General features: G+C 47.1%; 17 protein-coding genes. 11 read left to right on the forward strand and 6 right to left on the reverse strand.

Going from position 1 to position 17,723, the window contains the following annotated elements; genetic code table 11:
- Window positions 1–17: 17 nt before the first annotated feature.
- Window positions 18–704, reverse strand: coding sequence for an HAD-IIIA family hydrolase (locus FD977_RS08025; protein WP_215304798.1), 687 nt, complete (start codon window positions 702–704; stop codon window positions 18–20).
- A complete protein-coding gene (locus tag FD977_RS08030) occupies window positions 697–1,716 on the reverse strand; it encodes an RluA family pseudouridine synthase (protein WP_215304800.1) in 1,020 nt (339 codons plus the stop codon). The genes FD977_RS08025 and FD977_RS08030 overlap by 8 nt, the downstream gene beginning before the upstream one ends.
- A gap of 460 nt (window positions 1,717–2,176) precedes the next feature.
- Here FD977_RS08030 and FD977_RS08035 point away from each other — a divergent pair, with 460 nt between their 5' ends.
- The 5 genes from FD977_RS08035 (at window position 2,177) to FD977_RS08055 (ending at window position 8,252) form a co-directional block, all read left to right on the forward strand.
- On the forward strand, window positions 2,177–4,828 hold the full coding sequence (locus FD977_RS08035) for an Rne/Rng family ribonuclease (RefSeq protein WP_215304802.1): 2,652 nt from the start codon (window positions 2,177–2,179) through the stop codon (window positions 4,826–4,828).
- 82 nt (window positions 4,829–4,910) lie between these two features.
- A complete protein-coding gene (gene moaA, locus FD977_RS08040; RefSeq protein WP_215304804.1) occupies window positions 4,911–6,023 on the forward strand; it encodes a GTP 3',8-cyclase MoaA in 1,113 nt (370 codons plus the stop codon).
- The gene (gene mobA, locus FD977_RS08045; RefSeq protein ID WP_215304805.1) at window positions 6,023–6,628 is read left to right on the forward strand and encodes a molybdenum cofactor guanylyltransferase MobA; all 606 of its coding nucleotides are present in this window, start codon (window positions 6,023–6,025) and stop codon (window positions 6,626–6,628) included. The genes moaA and mobA overlap by 1 nt, the downstream gene beginning before the upstream one ends.
- Complete coding sequence (gene glp, locus FD977_RS08050; RefSeq protein WP_215304807.1) at window positions 6,625–7,947, forward strand: gephyrin-like molybdotransferase Glp; 1,323 nt, start codon at window positions 6,625–6,627, stop codon at window positions 7,945–7,947. The genes mobA and glp overlap by 4 nt, the downstream gene beginning before the upstream one ends.
- Window positions 7,948–7,958: 11 nt before the next feature.
- Window positions 7,959–8,252, forward strand: coding sequence for a hypothetical protein (locus FD977_RS08055; protein WP_215304809.1), 294 nt, complete (start codon window positions 7,959–7,961; stop codon window positions 8,250–8,252).
- Window positions 8,253–8,262: 10 nt separating this feature from the next.
- Here the strand turns inward: FD977_RS08055 and FD977_RS08060 are convergent, their stop codons facing one another.
- Complete coding sequence (locus tag FD977_RS08060; protein WP_215304811.1) at window positions 8,263–9,276, reverse strand: D-glycerate dehydrogenase; 1,014 nt, start codon at window positions 9,274–9,276, stop codon at window positions 8,263–8,265.
- A gap of 118 nt (window positions 9,277–9,394) precedes the next feature.
- On the opposite strand from FD977_RS08060, the gene fdxA reads away from it, so the two are divergent.
- The 5 genes from fdxA to FD977_RS08085 are packed head-to-tail and all read left to right on the forward strand — an operon-like array spanning window position 9,395 to window position 13,862.
- Window positions 9,395–9,718, forward strand: coding sequence for a ferredoxin FdxA (gene fdxA, locus FD977_RS08065; RefSeq protein WP_215304813.1), 324 nt, complete (start codon window positions 9,395–9,397; stop codon window positions 9,716–9,718).
- 1 nt (window position 9,719) lies between these two features.
- A complete protein-coding gene (locus FD977_RS08070) occupies window positions 9,720–10,763 on the forward strand; it encodes an NAD(P)/FAD-dependent oxidoreductase (RefSeq protein WP_215304815.1) in 1,044 nt (347 codons plus the stop codon).
- A 38-nt stretch (window positions 10,764–10,801) separates the two neighbouring features.
- Window positions 10,802–11,596 carry a thymidylate synthase gene (locus tag FD977_RS08075; RefSeq protein WP_215304817.1) on the forward strand — a complete coding sequence of 265 codons (795 nt, stop codon included), beginning with the start codon at window positions 10,802–10,804 and terminating at the stop codon, window positions 11,594–11,596.
- Window positions 11,597–11,609: 13 nt separating this feature from the next.
- Window positions 11,610–12,107, forward strand: coding sequence for a dihydrofolate reductase (locus FD977_RS08080; RefSeq protein WP_215304819.1), 498 nt, complete (start codon window positions 11,610–11,612; stop codon window positions 12,105–12,107).
- A gap of 54 nt (window positions 12,108–12,161) precedes the next feature.
- Window positions 12,162–13,862, forward strand: coding sequence for an amidohydrolase (locus FD977_RS08085; RefSeq protein WP_215304820.1), 1,701 nt, complete (start codon window positions 12,162–12,164; stop codon window positions 13,860–13,862).
- An 89-nt stretch (window positions 13,863–13,951) separates the two neighbouring features.
- Here the strand turns inward: FD977_RS08085 and FD977_RS08090 are convergent, their stop codons facing one another.
- A complete protein-coding gene (locus FD977_RS08090; RefSeq protein WP_215304822.1) occupies window positions 13,952–15,034 on the reverse strand; it encodes a TRAP transporter substrate-binding protein in 1,083 nt (360 codons plus the stop codon).
- A 64-nt stretch (window positions 15,035–15,098) separates the two neighbouring features.
- On the reverse strand, window positions 15,099–16,445 hold the full coding sequence (gene pmbA, locus FD977_RS08095; protein ID WP_215304824.1) for a metalloprotease PmbA: 1,347 nt from the start codon (window positions 16,443–16,445) through the stop codon (window positions 15,099–15,101).
- Between the two features lie 26 nt (window positions 16,446–16,471).
- Here pmbA and mog point away from each other — a divergent pair, with 26 nt between their 5' ends.
- Window positions 16,472–17,095, forward strand: coding sequence for a molybdopterin adenylyltransferase (gene mog, locus FD977_RS08100; RefSeq protein WP_215304826.1), 624 nt, complete (start codon window positions 16,472–16,474; stop codon window positions 17,093–17,095).
- Window positions 17,096–17,121: 26 nt separating this feature from the next.
- Here the strand turns inward: mog and orn are convergent, their stop codons facing one another.
- A complete protein-coding gene (orn, locus tag FD977_RS08105; protein WP_215304828.1) occupies window positions 17,122–17,709 on the reverse strand; it encodes an oligoribonuclease in 588 nt (195 codons plus the stop codon).
- Between the last annotated feature and the right edge of the window lie 14 nt (window positions 17,710–17,723).

A 17,723-nucleotide genomic window follows, 5' to 3' on the forward strand; every position in this document is an offset into this window, starting at 1 on the left:
TAATCCTTATTTACTAACTAGTTTTTAATAGTGAGATTCTGACTGAGCCAAGCTGCCAACTGCGCGACATCATCCACATGCATCAGTGATGGCGCTTCTTTTAAAGTACTCGGAGGATGCGCGCCATACGTTACCGCTACCGCATCCACGCCTGCGTTAGCCGCCATATCTAAATCATGGGTGGTGTCCCCAATCATCAGCATGCGGCGCATGGGTACTTGCATCACATCTGAGAGCTCTAAGAGCATTCCAGGGTGAGGCTTGGAGAAAGATTCGTCTGCAGTGCGGGTTTCATGAAACATCTGTTCTAGCTGATGATGTTTTAAAGATCGATCCAGTCCAACGCGAGATTTGCCAGTAGCAACGCCTAAGAGATAACCATCCTCACGTAGGCTTTGGAGTAATTCACGAATACCTGGAAATAAATCGAGTTCGTGATCTTTAGCCAGGTAATGAAATCGAAAGCGCTCCGTTAAATTAGGGAAATGCGCAGGCTCAATCCAAGGCACCGCTCTTCTCAGTGAATCCTGAATACCCAAACCAATGACCGAGCTAGCCAAAGTGTCATCAGGCTCTTTGAAACCCAAATCACGGCAAGCTTGCTGAATACAATCGACGATTGTCGGCGTGGAATCCATGATGGTTCCGTCCCAATCCCATACGATCAGGTCGTAACGTCTATCGGGTTTTTGTTCTTCAGACATTATTGGGTGCTTCAAAAGTTTTCATCATTGCTGCAAATTCAGCAGGTAGTGGTGATTCGATACGCATTTTCTCGCCAGTCCGTGGATGAGTAAAGCCAGCTAAGTGGGCATGCAAATATAGGCGTTTAGATTTCACAATTTTGTCTTGATCTTCAAAGCCGTACTTATCATCACCCAAAATCGAGTGGCCCAGTTTTTGTAAGTGGACTCGAATTTGGTGAGTACGCCCGGTTTTTAATTGGGCCTCAGCCAGAGTAATCGCCACTTCCCCACGTTTCATTACCTGAGTAACACGCAAAGCGGTATGGCTTGGTAGGCCGTCTGGGTCAACACGAACGCGACGCTCGCCGTTGGCTAATAGATACTTATGCAATGCAAACTTGAGTTGCATCGTGCCTGCGCCCTGAGCAATTTCCCCATGGGCCAGCAAGTAATAACGTTTATCTGTTTGCCCTTCGCGAATCTGTCGATGCAGTTCCACCAAAGCACTCCGCTTTTTAGCCAAGAGCAATACGCCTGATGTATCTCGATCCAAGCGATGAACCAATTCCAAGAATTTGAGTTCAGGGCGGGTAATGCGCAAGGTCTCAATGACGCCTAGGGCGATACCCGAGCCGCCATGAACAGCTAAACCTGCGGGCTTATTCACTATTAATAGAGCCTCATCCTCGAACAAAATGGGCATTTTGTCGGAATACCCCTGTGCCCGGGACTTGGTTTGGGCGGTATTGACGGCCGCCATTTGGGCAGGCTCAGCAATACGAACTGGCGGGACTCTAATGACATCCCCCTCAATTAAGCGCGTAGTCGGCTCAGCCCTTTTCTTATTCACCCTAACCTCGCCGGAGCGAATAATCCGATAAACGTGGCTTTTGGGAACCCCTTTTGCCCAACGCAGCAGGTAATTATCTAGGCGCTGGCCAGCCTCTTCTGGACCAATAGTCTGAAGATGAACAGCGGCTGGAGCACTGGTTTTGACCTGTAAGGGCTTGGAAATGGATTCGGATTTCATGACTTATCTCTCTTGCCACCCCGACGGGGGTCGACAAGGGACTTAACAATACCCCATTGTCTTTCAACTTGTGCCGTATAATCAACGCTCTAGCCAATTTATTGGCCCAAGATAGACCTGATTCAGGTTTAGATCGTGGAGCTTGGAGTCGCCCTTAATAGACTCCCGGGGTTGCCCCTCCCCCGTTGTAATGAGGCGCAGGGTTGGTGTGCCGTATGCCGCGACCCGCGATTAGAAGACAGTTTTCAGGCGCGCGCCTGCATTGATGACCTAAAGGAGGTCTCTGCGGCGATCGTCAAGTGTGGCACCGGTTTAACAACATTGAACCTGGTGTACCGGGCAAAAAATGCCTGGATTTGTTTGATCCACACTCCAAAGCCGCCAATGGGCTATGCCCCAAGCGGTATTTAACTTGTCCCTAACGCAGCGCGCAACGACACACTCCCAATAGGAGAGTGTTATGAAACGCATGTTATTTAATGCAACTCAACAAGAAGAGTTGCGAGTTGCCATCGTCGATGGTCAAAAACTCATCGATATCGATATCGAAGCTGCCGGTCGTGAACAACGAAAAGGCAATATTTACAAAGGTGTTATTACTCGCATTGAGCCTTCGCTCGAAGCGTGCTTTGTAAATTACGGCGAAGAACGCCATGGCTTCCTGCCATTTAAAGAAGTTGCACGCACCTACTTTAAAGAAGGTATTGATGTCCGTAATGCGTCTATTAAAGATGCCTTACGCGAAGGCCAAGAAATTATTGTTCAGGTAGAAAAAGAAGAGCGTGGCCAAAAAGGCGCCGCCCTCACCTCTTTCGTCTCCTTAGCAGGTCGCTATTTAGTATTAATGCCAAACAACCCACGTGGAGGCGGTGTTTCTCGGCGTATTGAAGGCGAAGACCGTCAGGAACTCCGTGAGGCGATGTCTCAATTAGAAGTACCGGATGGCATGAGCATCATTGCTCGTACCGCAGGTATTGGTCGCGATGCTACTGAATTGCAATGGGATTTAAGTTATCTCATGCAGTTGTGGACAGCCATTGATGAAGCCGCTAAAGGCAATTCAGCACCACTATTGATCTATCTCGAATCGAGCTTAGTGATTCGTGCGATTCGCGATTACTTCCAGCCAGATATTGGTGAGATCCTCATCGATACCGATGACATCTACGAGCAAGCTGCGGCATTTATGTCAGTAGTGATGCCAGATAACCTACCAAGAGTGAAGCGTTACCAGGACGATGTTCCATTGTTCTCCCGCTTCCAAATTGAGCACCAAATTGAAACTGCGTACTCACGTACCGTGCCATTGCCTTCAGGCGGCGCGATTGTGATTGACCATACTGAAGCTTTAGTTTCAGTGGACGTCAACTCTGCACGTGCAACCCGTGGCTCCGATATTGAAGAGACTGCTACTCGTACCAACTTAGAAGCTGCCGATGAAATCGCCCGTCAAGCACGTTTACGTGACTTGGGTGGTTTGATCGTGATCGACTTCATTGATATGGAATCAAGTAAGGCGCAAAAGGATGTGGAGAATCGCCTTCGCGATGCTTTGCGTCATGACCGTGCTCGCGTTCAGATGGGCAAGATCTCCAAGTTTGGCTTGATGGAAATGTCCCGTCAGCGCTTACGACCTGCTCTCTCTGAAGGTAGCCACGTCACCTGCCCACGTTGTAACGGCACAGGCCATATCCGCGATACCGAATCTTCTGCATTACAAGTCTTACGCATCATCCAAGAAGAGGCAATGAAAGAAAACACTGCTGCTATTCATACACAAGTTCCAGTCGAAGTGGCTGCATTCTTGCTTAATGAGAAGCGCGCTGAAGTCATCAAGATCGAATCACGCTTCAAAGTGAATGTCTTGATGATTCCGAATAAGCATTTAGAAACACCGCATTACAAGCTTGAGCGTTTACGTCATGATGATCCACGTCTTGACGATCAAAAGGCCAGCTATGTGATGGCTGAAGAAGCTGCGCGTGAACTCGAAACGGATACCGCTGTAAGCCGTAAAGATGCTGACGTTAAAGTTCGCCCTGAAGCTGCTGTCAAAGGCATTACGCCAAATGCTCCAGCGCCAGTAAGTCAGCCGCGTCCTGCACGTACTGAAAAGGTAGCTACAGAAACTGCTAGCACTGGTGGATTCTTCGGATTCATTAAAGGTCTATTCTCATCAGCGCCTAAACCAGAAGCGCAGCCTACTCCTAGCGCACCCCGTGGTCGCAATCCAAACAACCGTAATGGCGATCGCAATCGCAATCGCGGTCGTCGTGGCGAGCGTAACGATCGTGCTGAGCGTCCAGCTGAAGGTGCGGCAAGTACTGAAGGTACAAATGCGCCACGCGAAGCAGGTTCAGGTAGGGGCCGTCAAGATGGTCGTAACCGCAACGGGAATAACGGCAACCGTAACCAGAACAATCAAAATCCAAAACCAGAAAATCAAGCTGCGGTAACTCCAGCTACTGAAGCTGCACCTGGAACTGATGCAACTCCTAGCGCAGATGGCGAAGAGCGTCGTGGTCGTGGTCGTAACCGTCGTGGTCGTGGTCGTGGTCAACGTGGTGAGCGCACTGAATCTACTGGTGATGCAGCAATTGCTTCTGTTGTTGCAGTAGCGACTTCATTCACCGGTCCTCCAGTAGGAATGGCCGGAGCATCTGCTTCAATGCCGATTCAGAACCTTGCTCAAAGCTTTGGGCATACAACTACACCTGTGGCTTCTAGCGAAGTGAAAGAGCGCGCACCTCGTGCGCCCAGAGAGCCAAGAGAGCAACGTGCACCACGTCAAAGCAATCACACTGATAATGCTGCTCCAGCATCTACTCCAGTAGCTGCACCAGCTCCAGCAATTGAAGTGATTGCTAAACCGATGCCTGAGCTACCCAAGGTTGCCTTCCAGGCACTCGAGGAGACTCCATTGCACAGCGTAGTTCAGTCTGCTGGCATGGTCTGGGTAGCAACGGATTCCAGTAAACATCAAGAAGCGCAATCGCAAATTCAAGCAGAGCCAGAAATTTTGCCAATCGGCCGAACTCCTAAGGCACCTGTTAGTTTGCAAAATGGTCCGATGGTTTTAGTTGAAACCGGCGGCCAAGAAAAAACGGTTTAATCCAATTTCTCCAGACTGCTATTTATCCCACAAGGATATTTGGCAGTTTGGCAGAAACACGGTTTCACGGCCATAATTACGTATGGTTGAAAAAGTAATCCCTATACGTTTAGATGAAGGTAAAGGCCTGACGCCGTCCATACCAGGACAGCTTTTGGCTGCTAATGCCTCGACCAAAGATACCCGCGGACGCCCGCTACGTGATTTACGCATCTCCGTTACTGATCGCTGTAATTTCCGCTGCACCTATTGCATGCCTAAGGAAATTTTCGATAAAGATTATCCCTATCTCTCCCATGATGAATTACTCAGCTTTGAAGAGATCACCCGTTTAACGACCATCTTTGCTTCACTGGGTGTAGAAAAAATTCGCCTCACTGGTGGTGAGCCGTTGCTGCGCAAAAATCTCGAAGTGCTGATTGAGATGCTAGCCAAGATACGCACTACTGCAGATCAGCCGCTTGATCTCACCTTAACTACTAATGGCAGTATTTTGCGCAAGAAGGCGGCTGCATTAAAAGCCGCGGGTTTGCATCGCCTCACCATCAGCCTTGATGGTCTAAATGATGATGTCTTCAAAAAAATGAATGATGTCGATTTTCCAGTTACGCATGTGCTTGATGGAATTGCTGCAGCACAAGAGGCGGGCTTCACCAATCTCAAAGTCAATATGGTGGTTAAGAAGGGCACAAACGATCAAGAGATTATTGGCATGGCTAAGCATTTCAAAGGCAGCGGTGTAACACTGCGTTTTATTGAGTTTATGGATGTGGGTAGTTCTAACGGCTGGGATATGTCTCAAGTACTCCCCTCACAAGAAGTTGCTAATCGTATTCATGCTGTCTTTCCGATAGAGGCTATAGAGGCTAACTATTCTGGTGAAGTGGCTCAGCGCTGGCGCTATCTTGATGGCTCTGGTGAAATTGGCTTTATATCTAGCGTCACACAAACTTTTTGTCACGAGTGCACGCGCGCTCGTATCTCTACGGATGGTCAGCTCTATCTTTGCCTGTTTGCAAACGAAGGTTTTGATTTCAAAACGCTATTGCGTTCCGGTAGAAGTGATTTAGAAGTTGCCAACGCCATCATGTCGACATGGTCAGGGCGCAATGATCACTACTCAGAAATTCGAGGATCCAACACCGCTGGATCAAAATCTGCTCGCAAAGTAGAGATGTCTTACATCGGCGGCTAATGATTAGCTCAGAACACATTACGGGGCTCATTTTGGCAGGGGGCCGCGCCCAAAGAATGGGCGGTATTGATAAGGGCTTAATTCCCTTTCATGGCAAGCCCCTGATTGAATCGGCCATCAGCCGACTCAAACCTCAAGTGAGCACTATCCTGATTAATGCTAACCGTAGCATTACAAAGTATTCCCACTACGGCTATCCAGTACTCATGGATGAAACTCCGGATTTTTCTGGCCCACTAGCTGGCTTCTCGGTTGGACTGAAGCATTGCAAAACGCCCTACTTGCTGACATCGCCTTGCGACTCCCCTTTGTTGCCAGCCGATCTTGCCGAAAAGATGGCGCGCCAATTGGAAGACAATGATTTAGAGCTTGTCTTTGCTTCTTCAAAAGAGGATGACGGCAAGATTTGGTCCCAACCGGTTTTCTGTTTAATGAAAAGTGATTTGCAACATTCTTTGCATAACTTTTTAAGTAAAGGGGATTTGAAGATTGACCGCTGGTTTAAAGAATTGCGCTCTGGTACCGTGGTATTTGAAAATGCTCAAGCATTCGCCAACGTAAACACACCAGAAGAATTAGCTGCCTTAGAAAAAGTATCGTCATGACCGATTCAATCAAGCACTCTCCAAACAGTCCCATCCTCTTGACTGCTTCACTCCATGTGGATGAGGCGCGCAAGGCTATCTCAGACCTAGTCAATGAATTACTTCTAGAGTCTCGCCAACTGAATAATGCGAGTGATATTGAGTTAGTCACTTTGGATCAAGCGATTAATCGCATTTTGGCTGAAGACTTGCTTTCTCCAATAGATGTCCCTGCTGCTGATAACTCCGCCATGGATGGATTTGCATTTAATGGGGATTGTTTGGGAAATAACGAGACGATAGCCACCTTGAAGATCGTTGGCACAGCCTATGCTGGCAAACCTCATGAGGGAACCATCGGTTCAGGCGAATGTCTCAAGATCATGACTGGTGCTCTCATGCCCAAGGGCTGCGATACCGTTATTCCTCAAGAATTTACCGAATCCGTAAGTGAGTCAACTGTAGGCTTTAAACAAAACCAATTGAAGCGGGGAGAGAACCGTCGCTTATGTGGCGAAGATTTACAAAGCGGTAAAGCCGCCATTGCAGCTGGTCGCTTATTGCGACCGTCCGATCTTGGCCTTGCTGCGTCCCTGGGTATCGCCAGCCTCAAAGTGCATCGTAAACTCAAGGTAGCCATTCTTTCCTCTGGAGATGAATTGCGTCCTCTTGGACAGCCTCTTGATACGGGCAGTATTTATGACAGTAATCGCTACAGCCTGACCGGACTTCTAAATCGACTCAATCTAGAAATTATTGACTGCGGTATTGCGCGTGATGACCCTGCCTCACTCAAAGCCGCCTTTATAGAGGCTGCCTCTGAAGCAGATGTTCTGATCTCTTCTGGTGGGGTCTCCGTTGGTGAGGCAGACTTTACTAAGCAAATCATGCAAGAACTGGGTGATGTGGGCTTTTGGAAGATCGCTATGCGTCCAGGTCGCCCCATGGCCTTTGGAATGCTCAAGCCTGTTAATGGCTCTAGCCGAAAAACCCTCTTCTTTGGCCTGCCTGGCAATCCCGTCGCAGTCATGGTGACCTTCTACCAATTCGTTCGCTCGGCTTTGTTGCAGCTCAATGGTGCAAGCCAGACTGAGCAGCTAATGACCCAAGCAATTGCCGAGGCACCGATTCGGAAAAAGTCGGGTCGAACAGAATTTCAGCGTGCTGTTATGGGGCGTGGTCCCGATGGGAAGCCTACGGTCAAGCTGACCGGTAGCCAAGGTGCTGGAATTTTACGATCAATGAGTGAGGCAAATTGCTTTGTCATCCTAGCTCACAACCAAGGAAATGTGGCGGCCGGTGACTGGGTAGATGTAGCGCTTTTCGACGGACTGCTTTAAGATTAGACCTCATGAAACTCACCAAAAAAGAAATTGTCTACGTAGATCCAATGCATACCGCCAAAACTCTGGTTTTGGTTTATCTTTGTTTCTCTGTACCGATTGTGTTGTTAGCCTTATTTGTAGCCTTCATTCGGGACGGCGCCATTCCTGGATTTACCGTTCTCTCTGCATTGATTCTGAATGCTCTACTTGGTTTTGCTTTGCTGTGGATTGCTTGCAAGGTCTACAACTGGGTAGCAGGTAAGTTTGGTGGAATCGAACTTGCTCTTCGTGAGCTCCCAGAAGAAATAGAAGCAGATTAGTTTTTTTAAGCTAGGCTTTAAATACTTCTGTATTAATTAAGCTTGGTGGTTTTTTCCCACCAAGCGCTGCTCGCAAATTCTCAACCGCAAGATCCACCATCGCTCTGCGTGTCTTTTCTGTAGCGCTAGCAATGTGCGGAGCCAATACAATATTGCTGCACTTGAGTAACTCTGGATGCACTTGAGGCTCGCCTTCAAAAACATCTAAGCCCGCTGCAAAAATCTTGCCACTTTGCAATGCTTGCGCTAAAGCCGCATCATCCACAATACCGCCACGGGCTATATTAATCAGGGTTGCAGTGGATTTCATCAGCGCAATTTCTGCAGCGCCAATCGTGTGATGATTTTGAGCTGTATAAGGCAGCACCAACACTACATGGTCGGCAGTACGTAGTAATTCCTCCTTAGAAGCATAGCTTGCACCACAAGCTTGTTCATCCTCAGAGGATAAGCGACTGCGGTTGTGATAAATCACTTTCATACCAAAACCTAAGGCACGTTTTGCAATCCCTTGGCCAATACGGCCCATACCAATAATGCCAACTGTGCTGTGATGCAAGTCCATGCCCAGTGGATTATTCACAATCGACCATTGATCCCACTTGCCCGCTCGCACCCAATGCTCTGATTCTGTAATACGCCTAGCAGTTGCCATTAACAAGGCAAAGCCAAAATCAGCCGTTGTATCCGTAAGAACGTCAGGGGTATTCGTAGCCATGACACCAGCTGCAGTAATCGCCGGGACATCAAAGTTGTTATAGCCAACAGAGATATTGGCCACTACCTTTAAATCTTTGGCTTGAGCTAAAGCGGCAGCATCAATTCGCTCGCTTCCTGCCACTAGGGCGCCCTGCACTTCTGAAAGTGCTTTTTGCAGCTCTCCTGGGGTCAATATTTTGTCGGACTGGTTGGAGCGAACCTCATAGAATTCCTCTAATTTGGCTAACGCCTCAGGAAAAATGGCCCTTGCGACCAAAATTTTGGGTTTTGGGATACTTTTGGAGGTATTTGCTAGAGTGTTCATAGGGTGACTTTACCTCAAGTAAATTGATGCTTCCGCCTGAAAAATAAGCTGATTCAGCTAAAATGGGCTTTTATAACTCGGTAGTCCATTCGCTTGGACCCATTACCTGTAAACCATCATGACTTACGTTGTTACCGAAGCTTGTATCCGCTGCAAATACACTGATTGCGTTGATGTCTGCCCAGTCGATTGTTTTCGCGAAGGTCCTAACTTTTTAGTAATCGATCCAGATGAATGTATCGATTGCGCAGTATGCGTTCCTGAGTGCCCAGTCAATGCCATTTATGCTGAAGATGATGTTCCAGGAGATCAACAGTCTTTCATTAAATTAAATGCAGAGCTTTCTGCAGGATGGACATCTATCACCAAATCCAAATCAGCCCTTCCTGATGCGGACGAGTGGAAAGAAGTTAAAAATAAAATTGATCAACTGGTAAAGTAAATTGCACCCCCCCATTGAAACCGATGCAGTCATTATTGGCGCCGGTCCGGTGGGGCTCTTCCAAGTATTCGAGCTTGGCCTCCTAGAAATTAAAGCGCACGTCATTGACTCATTGCCTGAGGTAGGCGGCCAATGTACCGAACTCTATCCAGATAAACCCATCTATGACATTCCGGCAATTCCGGTTTGCACTGGTCGTGAGCTAGTTAGCAATCTTCTCAAACAAATTGAGCCATTCAAACCACAGTTTCACTTAAATCAAGAGGTTTCTACCCTCGAGAAACAGGCTGATGGACGCTTTCTGATTCGCACATCCCAAGATCAGCAATTTTTGAGTAAAGCGATTTTTGTCGCCGCTGGCGTTGGCGCATTTCAGCCACGCACACTCAATCTAGATGGCATCGAGGCTTTTGTCGACAAACAAGTTTTCTATCGCGTCAAAAATCCTGAGCAATTTGCTGGTAAGCGCATGGTGATTTGTGGTGGCGGGGATTCCGCGCTGGATTGGGCGTTGCATTTTGCCGATCAGGCGGCCAGTGTGACACTCATACATCGCCGAGATGAATTTAAAGCAGCTCCTCAATCCGTTACCAAGATGCGAGCTCTTTGTACTGCCGGCAAGATACAACTCATCATTGGACAAATTACTGGCATTGAATCGTCTGATGACAAACTGACTGAAATTACCGTCACCAATATTGATGGCGAAGTTCAAAATATTGCTTTAGATGCACTTTTATTGTTTTATGGCCTTTCTCCTAAATTAGGCCCAATCGCTGACTGGGGCTTAGATATCGATCGCAAGCAAGTTATTGTGGATACTGCCTATTTTCAGACCAGTACTCCGGGCATATACGCTGTGGGGGATATCAATATCTATCCAGGTAAGAAAAAACTGATTTTGTCAGGCTTTCATGAGGCAGCTTTGGCAGCCTTTGCAGCAGCAGCCTATCTGGCTCCAGAAAAGCAGATTCAACTCCAATACACCACCACCTCCCCAAAGCTTCATAAAGCGCTTGGGGTAAGCCCATCGACATTCGAGTAAGCTCTTAACATCACTGAATTATTTGACTGAATAAACCTATGCGTCAATATCACAATCTCATGAAGGAAGTCCTTGAAAAGGGCGTCCAAAAATCCGATAGAACCGGCACCGGCACTATCTCCATCTTTGGCCACCAGATGCGCTTCAATCTGGCTGAAGGCTTTCCGATGGTGACAACTAAGAAGTTGCATCTCAAGTCCATCATTTTAGAATTACTCTGGTTCCTCAAAGGCAGTACAAATAACAACTGGCTTAAAGAGCGTGGTGTTTCGATTTGGAATGAGTGGGCAGCGCCAGATGGTGACTTAGGCCCGATTTACGGCTACCAGTGGCGCTCGTGGCCTGCGCCTAATGGTGAGCATATTGATCAAATCACCGAAGTCGTAGAAACCCTGAAAAAGAATCCAGACTCTCGCCGGATTATTGTTTCCGCTTGGAACGTAGCTGATATTCCTCGCATGGCTTTGGCGCCTTGCCACGCATTCTTTCAGTTTTATGTTGCTGATGGCAAGCTATCTTGCCAACTCTATCAACGCAGTGCGGATATCTTCTTGGGTGTGCCCTTCAATATTGCTAGCTACGCCCTACTGACTCACATGATGGCGCAGCAGTGCAATTTAGAGGTAGGTGACTTTGTCTGGACTGGTGGCGACTGCCACCTCTATAGCAATCATTTGGAACAAGTTAATCTTCAACTCTCGAGAGACTACTTCCCGCTACCTAAGCTCAATGTTTTGCGCAAGCCAGACTCCATCTTTGATTACGAATTTGAAGACTTTGAAATCGCTGGCTATGAATCCCACCCTGCTATCAAAGCTCCTGTAGCTGTTTAAGAAATTAGATCTCATGACCACAAATAAGCACCCTGCCATCTCCATGATTGTTGCCCGCTCACGTGATCACGTGATTGGTAAAGACAATCAAATGCCTTGGAAGATTTCTGCTGATCTGCAGTTCTTCAAAAAGATAACAATGGGTCATCCTGTCATTATGGGTCGTAAGACTTGGGAATCGATTGGCCGCCCTCTTCCGGGGCGTCGTAATATTGTGGTGAGTCGCAATACTGAATTGCAACTAACAGGTGCAGAAGTAGTGAACTCCCTGGATGCAGCACTTGCCACTCTGAGTGAATTCCCGCGGGTATTTGTGATTGGTGGAGAGCAGCTCTTTACTCAAGCCTTTCCCAAAGCAGATCGCCTTTTCATCACCGAAATTGATATCGATGTAGAGGGTGGCGATACTTTCTTTGAAGTGCCCAATCCATCCGATTGGACAGAAGTAGAACGCACTCCAGCCTCTGAGGGTGAAATTACTTTTAATTTCATTACGCTTGAACGCAAATAAAAATACCACCTAACCTGACGCCTGTCTTTAGTCAGCTTTTAAAAGGAAGTGCCCATGAAATTTTCATCAAAATTACTTTCCACCCTATTGATGGTTCAATGCGCGTTTGTTTTTGCAAAAAGCGAAGCAGACATGATTTTCTATGGTGGCGATATTGTCACAATGAATAAATCCCAACCTACTGCTGAGGCTGTAGCCATTCAGGATGGGAAAATTATTAAGGTCGGCTCTCTAGCCAAGCTCAGAACTTTACAAGCGCAAGATACGAAGCTGATTAATCTAAATGGGCAAACCTTGATGCCCGGTTTAGTTGAACCACATGTACACATCATAGGTACCGCATTTTCAGAAGAGATTTTCCTTAATCTCTCCAACTTCACGATGCCCCATGACACCTTAGATAGCTTGGTAGCGAAGCTAACTGCATATAGTAAAAACTTTAAAGATGGTGAATGGATTAATGCCTTTGGCGTTGATCCATCCAGAACAGAACCATTTATGTCTGAATTAACTGCGGACATATTAGACAAGGTATCCACCACCAAGCCTATCTTTGTTATGAATCAAAGTATGCATATTGCTTACGTGAATCATAAGGCTCTAGAAATCGCAGGATTAACTGATTCCAGCCCAGATCCCAAGGGCGGTAAGTTACTGAAAGATAGCAAGGGGCGCTTAACTGGTGTGGTGTATGAATCGCCTGCTTTTTATTTATTCCTCGATAAGATGCCTCAGCCTACACAAGAGGTGGTTGAGCAGGCAGTGGCCAAGGTTGGCCAAAGGCTCGTTAGCAAGGGCGTCACCACTTCAGCAGAAATTACGGTTGGTGGGTACCTTGGCGTTGATAAGGAATACGCCCTGTTTAATGCCATGACCCAAAGTGGCAAGCTTCCAGTTCGAGTGAGGGGTTATATGTATTCAAATGCATATCCAACTACGAACAACAAGTACAAGCCAGGGCAAGGTGATGACACCTTTAAATTAATCGGCGTCAAAATTGTGGCTGATGGCTCCAATCAAGGCCTGACTGGTGCAATGAGTAAGCCATATGACTACCCAACAGGTACAAGTAATACGGGCACCCTCAACTTCACTGAGCAAGAACTTTATGATCTTGCCAAGCCAAGATTTGATCAGGGTTGGCAACTTTCCGTTCACTCAAATGGTGATAGATCAATTGAGCAGACTTTGAATGTTTTTGCGAGGTTAGTTACAAAACCAAGCGATGCTAAAACAAGATTAAGAATTGAGCACTTCACTGTAGCAACTGAAGCGCAGATTACTAAAGCGGCAAAGCTTGGCGTTGTTCCTGGCTTTACTATTGGGCACACCGACTATTGGGGCGAGGCATTTCATAATCACCTCATTGGGCCAGAAAGAGCTGATCGAATTGACCCTAGCGCGAGCTTGATTAAAAGAGGTATGCATTTTGCATACCATAGTGACTCCCCTGTCTCACCAATTCATCCACTCAAATACGCCTCCGAAGGTGCTGCTCGCTTATGGCAAGTCTCACCCCAAAAGGTACTGAATCCAAGTCAAAAGATTTCCATCAATAATGCGCTAAAAGCCATCACGATTGATGCTGCCTATCAACTAAAGATGGATGACAAGATTGGATCGATTCAGGAAGGCAAATATGCTGACTTCGCTATCGTGAATCAGAATCCAATGAAAACGGATGCCTACAAAATTAGAGATATTGAAGTGAATGAAACCTGGGTTAATGGAAAACAGGTATTTAAGAAGCAGTAAAAAATACTTTCATTTGCCTTATAAGAAAAACCACCCGAGGGTGGTTTTTCTGTATCCACAGCTAAAGTTTTTCGCTCATAGCTTAGGCCTTAAAGCTTCTTAGCAAAGCTATATTGAGCGAATGCCTGCTCTGCCACATTGAACCACTGCGCTTCCATGTTTCTGAACACACGATAGTCCTCGAAGATTTTCTTAAATTGAGGATTCTTAGCGGACTCTTCGGCATAGGTTTCTTGGCTTGCCTTAAAGCAGGCATCCATTACAGAGGTATTGAACTTACGCAAGACAGCGCCATTCTGAATGAGGCGCTGTAAAGCTGGTGGATTTAAGGCATCGTACTTAGCGCACATATCCACATGCGCTTCAAAGCAGGCTGATTCCCATGCCGCTTGGTATGAAGGTGGTAATGAATCCCACTGCTTCTTATTCACCAAGAATGAGAGTCCAGCCGCGCCCTCCCAAAATGCAGGGTAGTAATAGTTTTTCGCAACCTTAGCTAAACCTAACTTCTCATCATCATAGGGGCCAACAAATTCTGCAGCATCAATAGTGCCCTTTTCTAATGCTGAGTAAATCTCACCAGCAGGTAACTGTTGCGGCACTACACCTAACTTCGCCAGCACTTGCCCTGCAAAACCAGCGATACGGAATTTGAGCCCTTTAAGATCCTCTGGGGATTTAATTTCTTTACGAAACCAGCCACCCATTTGAGTGCCAGTTTGTCCACCCAAGAAATTAACGATGTTGTAACTAGCGTAGAGCTCACGCATCAGCTTCATACCGTTGCCATGTAACATCCAGGCAGTTTGTTGACGTGCTGTCATGCCAAAAGGTGCTGCCGTATCAAAAATAAATGCGCTGTTCTTGCCTAAGTAGTAATAGCTGGCAGTATGGCCACACTCCACTGTGCCGTTTTGAACAGCATCCAATACTTGCAGGGCTGGAACGACTTCACCAGCAGCAAATACTTTGACATTGAACTTACCATCAGTTGCCTTACGCAAGGCATTGGCAAAGACTTCTGGAGTGCCAAATAAAGTATCTAAAGATTTAGGAAAGCTGGAGACTAAACGCCAATTCAAGGTTGGCAAACTCTGTGCGATCGATGGTGCAGCTAATGCTGCCGCGCCTGCACCGATAGTGGCTTTCTTTAAAAAGGAACGTCTTTGCATTGTCTTCTCCTCTAAGATAATTTTTTCTTATTGATGTTCTCTGTATTTTTATAATGTTGTTGATTTACTTACCACCAACCGTCATTGACCCAATTAGGATCGAACCGGTTTCCTTGGTGCCCCGAATCAGCGTGTCGCTACCAATCATCTGAATATCCATCAACATATCACGCAGGTTACTGGCAATCGTAATACCCTCAACCGGATATTGAATCTCACCATTCTCTACCCAGTAACCAAAGGCACCGCGCGAGTAATCACCAGTGACATAGTTCACGCCCTGCCCCATGAGTTCGGTAACCAGTAAACCTGTGCCCATCTCTTTAAGGAGTGCGGGTAGTCCACCCTTCGGCGTCTTGCGACTTTGTAATGTCAGATGGTGAGAGCCGCCTGCATTACCAGTGGTCTTCATGCCGAGTTTTCTGGCGGAATAGGTGGATAAGAAATAGCCTTGCAAAATCCCTTTTTCAACCACAGTCCTCGCCGAGGTCTTCACACCTTCTTCATCAAAAGGTACGCTTCCTGTCATTGCCTTGAGGTGAGGGTTTTCAAAGACGCTAATGTGCTTTGGTAGCACTTGCTTGCCCAAGCTATCCAATAGAAAACTAGAGCGTCGATATAAAGCACCACCAGATACTGCTTGCACTAATCCACCCAGTAGACCTGCTGCTAAGGGGGCTTCAAATATCACTGGGCAACGGCGCGTACTGAGCGATCTTGCCTTAAGACGTGAAAGTGCACGCTCTGCTGCGTATTTACCAATGGCAGCTGGATCAGCCAACTCCCCAGGAATACGTGAGCTGGAATACCAATCATCCCGCTGCATGAGTGACTTTTTGCCACCCTCATTTGCAATCGGTGCACAGGAAATATAGTGGCGTGAGAATGGGTAGCCGCCCATAAATCCGTGACTGGTTCCCATCATAAAATGCGCATGATGGGCAGATACCGAAGCGCCATCACTATTTTGAATTTGCTTACTGACTGCAAAGGCAGCACCCTCAGCAGTTCGAGCAATATCGATTGCCGTTGCCGAATCCAAATCCCACGGATGAAATAAATCGAGATCGAGTGGATGTTTTTCTAGAAGCTCTTTTTCAGCAGGACCGGCACACAGATCTTCCGCTGTATGTTGAGCAATATGGTACGCAGCCTCAACGGTCGCCTTTAAAGAATCCTTAGAGAAATCACTAGTACTGGCATTACCGCGACGATGACCTAAAAATACCGTTACGCCAACCTGCTTGTCTAAGCTTTGCTCAATCGTCTCAACCTCGCCTTTGCGAACGGTAACCGAGAGGCCTTGGCCTTCAGAAACCTCAGCCACGGCATCGGAGGCACCGCGTCTTTTGGCTTCTGTGAGCATGAAATCGATGATTTCTTGAAACTGATTTGATGAGTGTGTAAACATGCCCTAATAATAGCTAGAATAGAAACATGAAGCATACCGAAGCTCGAAAAAGATCCTCCCCCAACGAAATCAAAATTGGTCTCATCTCGATCTCCGATAGAGCTAGTAAGGGCATTTATACCGATGAGGGCATCCCTGCGCTGCAATTGTGGCTACAAACTACCATTAGCACCCCCTGCGTCTTTCATGAGCGTCTGATTGCAGATGAGCGGGAGATCATCACCGAAACCATAGTGGAACTCACAGATGATCTGGGCTGTGATTTAGTCCTCACTACAGGGGGTACAGGCCCGTCCCGAAGAGATGTCACCCCTGAGGCCACAATTGATGCTGGAACCCGGGAAATGCCCGGATTTGGGGAGCAAATGCGCCAAATTAGCCTGCGCTTTGTACCTACGGCGATCTTGTCACGCCAGACCGCAGTTTTACGAGAAATCGAGGGGCATACCGCCCTCATCATCAACCTGCCAGGTCAACCCAAATCCATCAAAGAAACCCTTGAGGGTTTGAAGGATGCCGAGGGCAAATCTATTGCTCCAGGTATCTTTGCTGCCGTACCTTATTGCATTGACCTGATCGGTGGCCCCTATATCGAGACCGATGAAACTATCGTAAAAGCCTTTAGGCCAAAGAGTGCCATTAAGAAATAAGCTGAGCGATGGCTTTGAATACAGAATTACTCTGGCAAAGGCACGATAAACTTTTCACGGTAATACTTGAGTTCTTCTATAGATTCCTCAATATCAGCCAAGGCAGTATGCGCCTGCTTTTTGGTGAAACCCTTAACCAACTCCGGATGCCAGCGTTTGCAGAGCTCCTTGAGTGTTGAAACGTCAATATTTCGGTAATGAAAGAATGCCTCTAGTTTTGGCATGTACTTTGCCATAAAGCGTCGATCCTGACCAATCGTATTGCCACACATTGGCGCAATACCCGGCTTGATATATTGCTTTAGAAAGGCGATGCATTCAGCTTCAGCAGTGGCTTCATCCGTGGTTGAGGCCTTGACCTTGTCAATCAGGCCAGAACGGCCATGAGTACCCTTATTCCAGGCATCCATCGCCTCCAATAGGGCGTCTTCCTGACGGATCACCCAGACAGGAGCGGTAGCGATAGTGTTGAGGTGCGCATCGGTCACGATCACCGCAATTTCTAAAATGCGCTCTTTTTCAGGATCTAAGCCTGACATCTCCATATCCACCCAAATCAGGTGCTCATTAGCTGGCGCCGCCTTTGGTGTTGGAGTACTTGTTTTTTCACTCATATCTATAATCATCT

Origin of the sequence: Polynucleobacter sp. AP-Elch-400A-B2, from assembly GCF_018688355.1 — a bacterium.
Lineage (GTDB): Bacteria > Pseudomonadota > Gammaproteobacteria > Burkholderiales > Burkholderiaceae > Polynucleobacter.